6 protein-coding genes and 1 rRNA gene are annotated in these 6,406 nt (G+C 71.6%); 2 read left to right on the top strand and 5 right to left on the bottom strand.

The annotated features are described in order from the left end of the window. Positions 1-76 (top strand): 5S ribosomal RNA (rrf, locus tag GPA10_RS25665); the annotation flags it as partial. Between the two features lie 95 nt (positions 77-171). Here rrf and GPA10_RS25660 read toward each other — a convergent pair. From GPA10_RS25660 to GPA10_RS25645, 4 genes are all read right to left on the bottom strand, one after another. After that, on the bottom strand, positions 172-852 hold the full coding sequence (locus GPA10_RS25660) for a response regulator (RefSeq protein ID WP_343041313.1): 681 nt from the start codon (positions 850-852) through the stop codon (positions 172-174). Next, positions 849-2,102 (bottom strand): sensor histidine kinase, encoded by a 1,254-nt coding sequence (locus tag GPA10_RS25655; protein WP_157167575.1) that lies wholly within the window; start codon positions 2,100-2,102, stop codon positions 849-851. Before GPA10_RS25655 ends, GPA10_RS25660 begins: the two co-directional genes overlap by 4 nt. Before the next feature lie 84 nt (positions 2,103-2,186). After that, positions 2,187-2,957, bottom strand: coding sequence for an ABC transporter permease (locus GPA10_RS25650; protein ID WP_157167535.1), 771 nt, complete (start codon positions 2,955-2,957; stop codon positions 2,187-2,189). After that, a complete protein-coding gene (locus GPA10_RS25645; RefSeq protein ID WP_157167534.1) occupies positions 2,954-3,883 on the bottom strand; it encodes an ATP-binding cassette domain-containing protein in 930 nt (309 codons plus the stop codon). The genes GPA10_RS25650 and GPA10_RS25645 overlap by 4 nt, the downstream gene beginning before the upstream one ends. 177 nt (positions 3,884-4,060) lie before the next feature. Between GPA10_RS25645 and GPA10_RS25640 the strand changes: the two genes are divergently transcribed. Then, a complete protein-coding gene (locus GPA10_RS25640; protein ID WP_058846377.1) occupies positions 4,061-4,630 on the top strand; it encodes a GNAT family N-acetyltransferase in 570 nt (189 codons plus the stop codon). A 93-nt stretch (positions 4,631-4,723) separates the two neighbouring features. Here GPA10_RS25640 and GPA10_RS25635 read toward each other — a convergent pair whose 3' ends face one another. Beyond that, entirely contained in the window at positions 4,724-6,406 is a 1,683-nt protein-coding gene (locus tag GPA10_RS25635; protein ID WP_157167533.1) for a type IV secretory system conjugative DNA transfer family protein, read from the bottom strand.

The following is a 6,406-nucleotide window of genomic DNA, read 5'->3' as shown; positions in this document are numbered from 1 at the left end:
GAACCCGGAAGCTAAGCCTCACAGCGCCGATGGTACTGCAGGGGGGACCCTGTGGGAGAGTAGGACGCCGCCGAACTCATTTTGAGAGAAAACCCCCGCACCTCACGGTGCGGGGGTTTTCTGCGTTCACGACTATGCGTTCACGGCTGTGAGGCGTGCAGGGCCATGATGCTACGAAGGCCGCACCAGCTTCGTGTCGTACGCCAGAATGACCGCCTGCACACGGTCCCGCGCACCCGTCTTCGCCAGAATGCGGCCCACATGCGTCTTCACCGTCGACTCCGCGAGATGCAGCCGGGCCGCGATCTCCGTATTCGTCCAACCCTGACCGATGACCGTCAGGATCTGCCGTTCGCGATCCGTGAGAGCGGACAGGAGCGGATGCTTTGCCGGGTCGGTCGGAGTGTCCCCGGCATCCGCACCGGCAGGGAGCTGATCGGCGAACGCGTCCAGGAGACGGCGGGTCAACCGGGGCGCCACCACGGCGTCGCCCGTGGCCACCGCCCGGATACCCGACAACAACTCCTCCGGCAGCGCATCCTTGATGAGGAACCCCGACGCGCCGGCCCGCAGACCCGCGTACGCGTACTCGTCGAGGTCGAACGTCGTGAGGATCAGGACCCGGGCGCCGGACCCCGACGCGACGATGCGGCGGGTCGCCTCGATGCCGTCCATGTCCGGCATCCGGATGTCCATCAGGACCACGTCCGGACGCAGACCGGCGGTCATGCGGACCGCGTCCGTGCCGCTGCCGCCCTCCCCGACCACCGTCATGTCGTCCTGGCTCTCCAGGAGCATACGGAAACCGAAACGCTGCAAGGACTGGTCGTCGACTATGAGGACGGTGGTCACTGAGCGGATTCCTTCGTCTGGTTCAGGTGCGGTGCCGCGGGGCGCGGCAAGTGCAGATGGACGCGCCAGCCCGCGGCCGGGCCGCCTGTCGGACCCGCCTCAAGTGTGCCCTCGTACAACGCTGTTCGCTCCCGCATGCCCTTGAGGCCGCGGCCCGAACCCGGCGACGAGGAGTCTCCCGAGGACTCCCCAGAGGAAACCCCACGTGAAGCGCCCCCCGAGTCGGTGACCGTGACCCGCACCCCGTCGTCGGCGTAGTCGACGTCGACCGCCGCTGTCACGCCCGCCCCCGCGTGCTTCATGGTGTTCGTCAGGGCCTCCTGCACCACGCGGTACACCGTCAGTTCCTGGCCCTGGGGCAGGGATTCGGCGCGCCCGTGGAAGGTGCTGCGTACGGGCAGACCCGCCGCACGCACCCCCTCGATGAGGCGGTCCAGGTCCGCGAGGGCGGGCTGCGGCGCCAGTTCGGCGGCCTCCGGGGCCTCGTCCCGCAGCACGTCGAGGAGGCGGCGCAGCTCCGCGAGGGCCTGACGGCTCGTCGAACCGATCGCGTCGAGGGCCTGCGCGGCCCGCTCCGGGGACTTGGCGGCGGCGTACTTGCCGCCGTCGGCGAGACCGGTGATGACGGACAGATTGTGGCCGATGATGTCGTGCATCTCGCGGGCGATGCGGGTGCGTTCACCGGCGGCGGCCAGACGCGCCTGCTGATCACGCTCGACCTCCAGCTGACGGGCACGCTCCACCAGGGCCTGTGTGTAGTCCTGACGGGAGCGGACCGCGATGCCGAGCAGCGCGACGATGGCGTACGCCCACACCTGCGGGACGATCTGCTGGTCCCAACTCCCCTTCGGATACCGGGCGGTCCCCACGACCAGCGGTACCGTCATCATCAGCCCCGCCCACCCCAGAGTCCTCAGAGGCAGCCGCAAAGCGATGTTGAACAGGACGATCAGCTCGACCAGGGCGATCTGGAGGAGCGCGCCGGAGCCGCTGTTGACCACGCTGAACGCCACGATGACGGCGAGGACCGTCACCGGCCTGCGCCTGCGCCACAGCAGCGGCAGCGACATACCGAAAGTCAGGACGACGATGAGCCAGTCGGGCAGATCGGTGTTCCGGGCGACGTTGCGCCAGCCGCCCCCGGCGTAGTCGGTGCCCGCGGCCACCACGAAGAACCCCGTGAGGAGCGCGTCCCACACGAGCGGACGGCGCCTGTCGAAGGCGCGCGCCCGATCCGTGAGCTGCTGCATGTGCCGGGTCAGGGGGTGCGGGTCCTGGGTCACGGGCTCATCCTCGTACACGTACGGAAGCACCAGCGGTCATACGGCCTGCCGTCATACGTCCTGGCGGCGGAGGCGCAGCGCGGCCGCCGCCAGGACCGCCGCCGCCCACAGGGCGAGGGCGAGGAGACCGGTCCCCGGGGTCACCGTGTCCTCGACGCGCTCGATCGAGCCGAGGGACGAGGCGGCCTGGGCGGGGAAGTGGCGGATGACGGTGTCGATGCCGTCGAGGGGGAGCGTCGTCAGGACCTCCGGCAGGATGAGGATGGAGCCGACGAACGCGCCGATGGCGCCGGGGACCGAGCGCAGCAGCGCCCCCAGACCCAGGGCGATCAGGCTCATCAGGGTAATGCCCGCGGCGCTGCCCGCGAGCGCGCCGAGGACGCCGTCGTCGGTGAGCGTCAGCTCCTTGTCGGAGCCGGAGAGCCAGATCTGGGCGACGAGGAACGTGATGACGTTCGTGACGAGGCACAGCGTGAAGGCGACGGTCGTGAAGACGGCGGCCTTGGCCCACAGCACGGGCAGACGGCGCGGGACCGCCGTCAGGGACGCGCGGATCATCCCGGTCGCGTACTCGCCCGCGGTCACCAGGATGCCGAGGACGGCGAAGCAGATCTGGGAGAGCTGAGTGCCGAAGAGGACGAACACGACCGTGTCGACGTCGGAGTCGTCGCCGTCGTACGTGGTGCCCATGGCGATGCCGACCGCGAGGACGAGGACGCACGCGGTGAGCAGCGTGATCCAGGTGGTGCGCAGCGTCCACAGCTTGTGCCACTCCGAGCGCAGCACCCGGGCCGGGGTGACGCGGTAGCCGGTGCCGGTCATGCCGCGGCTCCTTCCAGGGGCGTGACGTACTCGACGGAGTCGTGGGTGAGGTCCATGAAGGCCTGCTCCAAAGACGCGGCCTGCGGGGTGAGCTCGAACAGGGGGATGGCGTGCGCGGCGGCGGTGCGGCCGATGTGCTCGGCGTCGGTGCCCTGCACGACCAGGGTGCCCGGGGTGTCGCTCGTGATGGTCACGGCGGGTCCGGCGAGCAGCTCGGCGAGCCGCCCCGCCGCCGGGGTCACGACCTTGACGGACCCGGTGCCGGAGTCCCGTACGAAGCGCTCGACGGTGGTGTCGGCGAGGAGCCTGCCGCGGCCGACGATGATGAGGTGGTCGGCGGTCAGGGCCATCTCGCTCATCAGGTGCGAGGAGACGAGTACGGTGCGGCCCTCCGCCGCCTGGGCCTTGAGGAGGTTGCGGATCCACAGGACGCCCTCCGGGTCGAGGCCGTTCACCGGCTCGTCCAGGATCAGGGTGCCGGGGTCGCCCAGGAGGGCGGCCGCGATGCCGAGCCGCTGCCCCATGCCGAGGGAGAAGCCCTTCACGCGGCGGCCCGCGACCTCGGTGAGGCCCGTCGTCTCCAGGACCTGCCGGACGCGTGTACGCGGGATGCCGTGGGTGTGGGCGAGGGCGAGGAGATGGTGGAACGCCGAGCGGCCCGGGTGGATGGAGCGGGCCTCCAGGAGCGCGCCGACCTCCGTCAGCGGGGCGCTGTGCCGGTCGTACGCGCGGCCGCCGATCGTGCAGCGCCCCGACGTCGGCGCGTCAAGGCCGAGGAGCATCCGCATGGTCGTCGACTTGCCGGCGCCGTTGGGGCCGAGGAAGCCGGTGACGGTGCCGGGGCGGACCTCGAAGGTGAGGTCGTCGACGGCGGTCTTGGGGCGCTTGCCGCCGTAGCGCTTGGTGAGTCCGTGTGCCCGAATCATGGCTCGATGTTCGTGGCGGGGCGGGGGCGGGCGCGTCGGACCGGGGTCTCCTCGTCGGCGGGCGGGTAGTACCGGGGTACGACGGCCGGGTACGACGCCGGTCGTGACACGGTGCGGAAGTGGCCGGAGCAGGCGAATCGCGTTGCGTGCGGTCGGTCAGCCACCCAAGATCGGTGTATGGAACACCTCATACGGTCCGTGCGTGCCGAGGACTGGCAGAAGGTCCGTGAGCTGCGGCTGCTCGCCCTGCGGGATCCGGCGGCGCCGGTCGCCTTCCTGGAGACGTACGAGAACGCCGCCGCCAAGCCCGATGCCTACTGGCAGGAGCGCACGGAGGGCGCCGCGGTGCCGTCGCGCACCACACGGCAGTTCGTCGCGGAGGGGCAGGACGGGGACTGGGCGGGCTCGGTGACCGTGCTGATCGAGGAGCCGGGCACGCAGGGCGCACTCGGCACGGAACGCTCCCCGGTACGGCAGGCGCACCTCGTGGGTGTCTTCGTACGGCCCGAGTACCGCGGTACGGGCGTCACCGAGGCGCTGTTCGCCGCGGCGGTCGACTGGGCGCGGGCGTCCGGGGACGAAGGGGCCGGGGTCGAGCGGGTGCGGCTGTTCGTGCACGAGGACAATCCGCGCGCGGAGGCGTTCTACCGGAAGTTCGGCTTCGTGCCGAGCGGGGCGGTCGTGCCCGTGCCCGGGGATCCGGGGGCGCGGGAGCGGGAGATGGTGCTTGAGGAGTCGGTGGTCTGAGGGGGCTGGAGGAGTCCGCCTGTCGGGGTCTGGGGGTCTGCCTGTCGGCGCCTGCCTGTAGGGGTCTGCCAGTAGGGGTGTGGGGTCAGCCGGTCAGCCGATCAGCTCGTCGTGCGGCCAGCGGGCGCGGCCCTGCTCGCGGGAGCGGAGCAGGGCCAGCGTCGGCATCCCCCGTTCCGCGCCGGTGGCAAGCAGCTCCGGCAGTTGCGGGAGCGGCGCGACGGCGGCGACGTCGTCCAGGACGAGGGCGATTGGTGGGTCGAGCCGACCGGAGGATGACCGTTCGGCCATGCGCCGGCCGTGCTCGACCACGCTGGAGGCGAGTGCCGTGAGGAGCGGCATCGCGCCGGGGTTGGTCTTGGGGTCCTCGATCGCCTCGCCCACCACAAAAAGCGTGCCCCCTTCATCGATGAAGGAATCCAGGGTGAGCGCGTCAGTTCGGTTCGGTGTGCACGATTCCCGTACGTTCACCGTGAACAGGGACGAGAGGGCGCGGGCCGTCAGCTCCTGCGCGATGTCCCTGCGCTCGGGGTGCGCGGTGAGGGCCGACTCCAGCTCGCCCGCCGCGCCCGAGCCGGCCTTGGGGTGGGTGCGCAGGATGCGGACAGCGTCCTGGACCTGGGTGCCCTGGGCCCAGCGGTGTACGTGCTTGATGTTGCGGCCGTCGACGGCGGCGGCGTGCAGGAAGCTGCGCAGCAGGGTGTCGGCGGTGTCGGCGACCGCGGTGTCCAGTTTGGCGCTCGGTCTGATCGGGGCGAGCAGGGACCTGGCGCGGTGCGCGGCCGTGGCGCCGTCCTCGCAGCCCCTGGTGGGGGGCCAGTGGAGGCGGGCCGGGGTGTCGCAGAGGTGGGAGGGGTCGTAGACGAGGACGGGGCCGAGCTTGGCCCTGGCGTCCTTGGTCTCCTGCCAGAGGGTGGGGTCGGAGGTGATCACCAGCGCCGCCGACTCCGCGGCTGCGATGGCCTCCGCGGCCAGGGGGCGGTGGGTCTCCCTTGTGCCGAGGACCAGGGGGGTGCGGGGGGTGGGGACCGTGGGCGTTTTGGCCAGGGCTACGTCGGGTGCTGTCGGGGGCGTCGGGGCGGGGGTGGCTGGCGGCTCGCCGTCGTCGTGGGCTGCGCCCACCTCTCCCCAAGCTCTCGGCTCCGCTTGAGCAGGGGATGCCCCACTCGTCCTCTGGGCGGACGAGCTGCCCACAGGGGACGCGGATTCCACAGCCGGAGCCGAAGTCGGAGCCGCAGTGGGAGCCGAAGTCGGAGCCATAATCGGAGCCGAAGCCGGAGTCGGAGTCGTGTCCGCCGCGGGCGCGACGGGCGCGGCGTGCGCCGCAGGAGCCGCTCTGCGGGCCCTTCGGACCGCCCGATAGCGAGCCACCGTACCCAGGGTGAAGATGGTCAGGACGATGAGGATCATGACCTGGCCGATGAGGAAGCCCCAGAAGAGGCCGTAGCCGGAGAGCTGGGCGCCAGGGGTTCCGGGCCAGGCGCCCGCGACGTCGTGCGGCTCCTGGACGAGGTGCCGCACGGCGGGCGGCGTCCTGCCGAACGACACGTTGTCCGGCCAGGCGCCGTGCGCCCACCATCCGGCGATGCCGGTCGCGGACCAGACCAGTACGACCATGCCGAGCAGGAAGGCGAGGACGCCCACGAGGAGGCCGTCCGGCACGCCGCCGCGCCCGCCGCGACCGCCGCGGCCGTCGGGCCCGCTGCGTCCGCCGTATCCGTGCGCACCCTCGTCCGGCGCGGGTCCACGCTCCCGGTATCGACCGTCCGGTCTCAT

Origin of the sequence: Streptomyces typhae (genome assembly GCF_009755605.1) — a bacterium.
Taxonomy (GTDB): Bacteria; Actinomycetota; Actinomycetes; order Streptomycetales; family Streptomycetaceae; genus Streptomyces; species Streptomyces typhae.
Note: the sequence above shows the minus strand (reverse complement) of the source record. Positions and strands in the feature narration are given on the sequence as shown.

What these genes read in the sequence shown, in the direction of transcription:
- GPA10_RS25655 (WP_157167575.1), bottom strand. Translation starts at nt 2,102, where the DNA reads ATGCAGCAGCTCACGGATCGGGCGCGCGCCTTCGACAGGCGCCGTCCG.
- GPA10_RS25650 (WP_157167535.1), bottom strand. Translation starts at nt 2,957, where the DNA reads ATGACCGGCACCGGCTACCGCGTCACCCCGGCCCGGGTGCTGCGCTCG.
- GPA10_RS25645 (WP_157167534.1), bottom strand. Translation starts at nt 3,883, where the DNA reads ATGATTCGGGCACACGGACTCACCAAGCGCTACGGCGGCAAGCGCCCC.
- GPA10_RS25640 (WP_058846377.1), top strand. Translation starts at nt 4,061, where the DNA reads ATGGAACACCTCATACGGTCCGTGCGTGCCGAGGACTGGCAGAAGGTC.
- GPA10_RS25635 (WP_157167533.1), bottom strand. Translation starts at nt 6,406, where the DNA reads ATGAGACCGGACGGTCGATACCGGGAGCGTGGACCCGCGCCGGACGAG.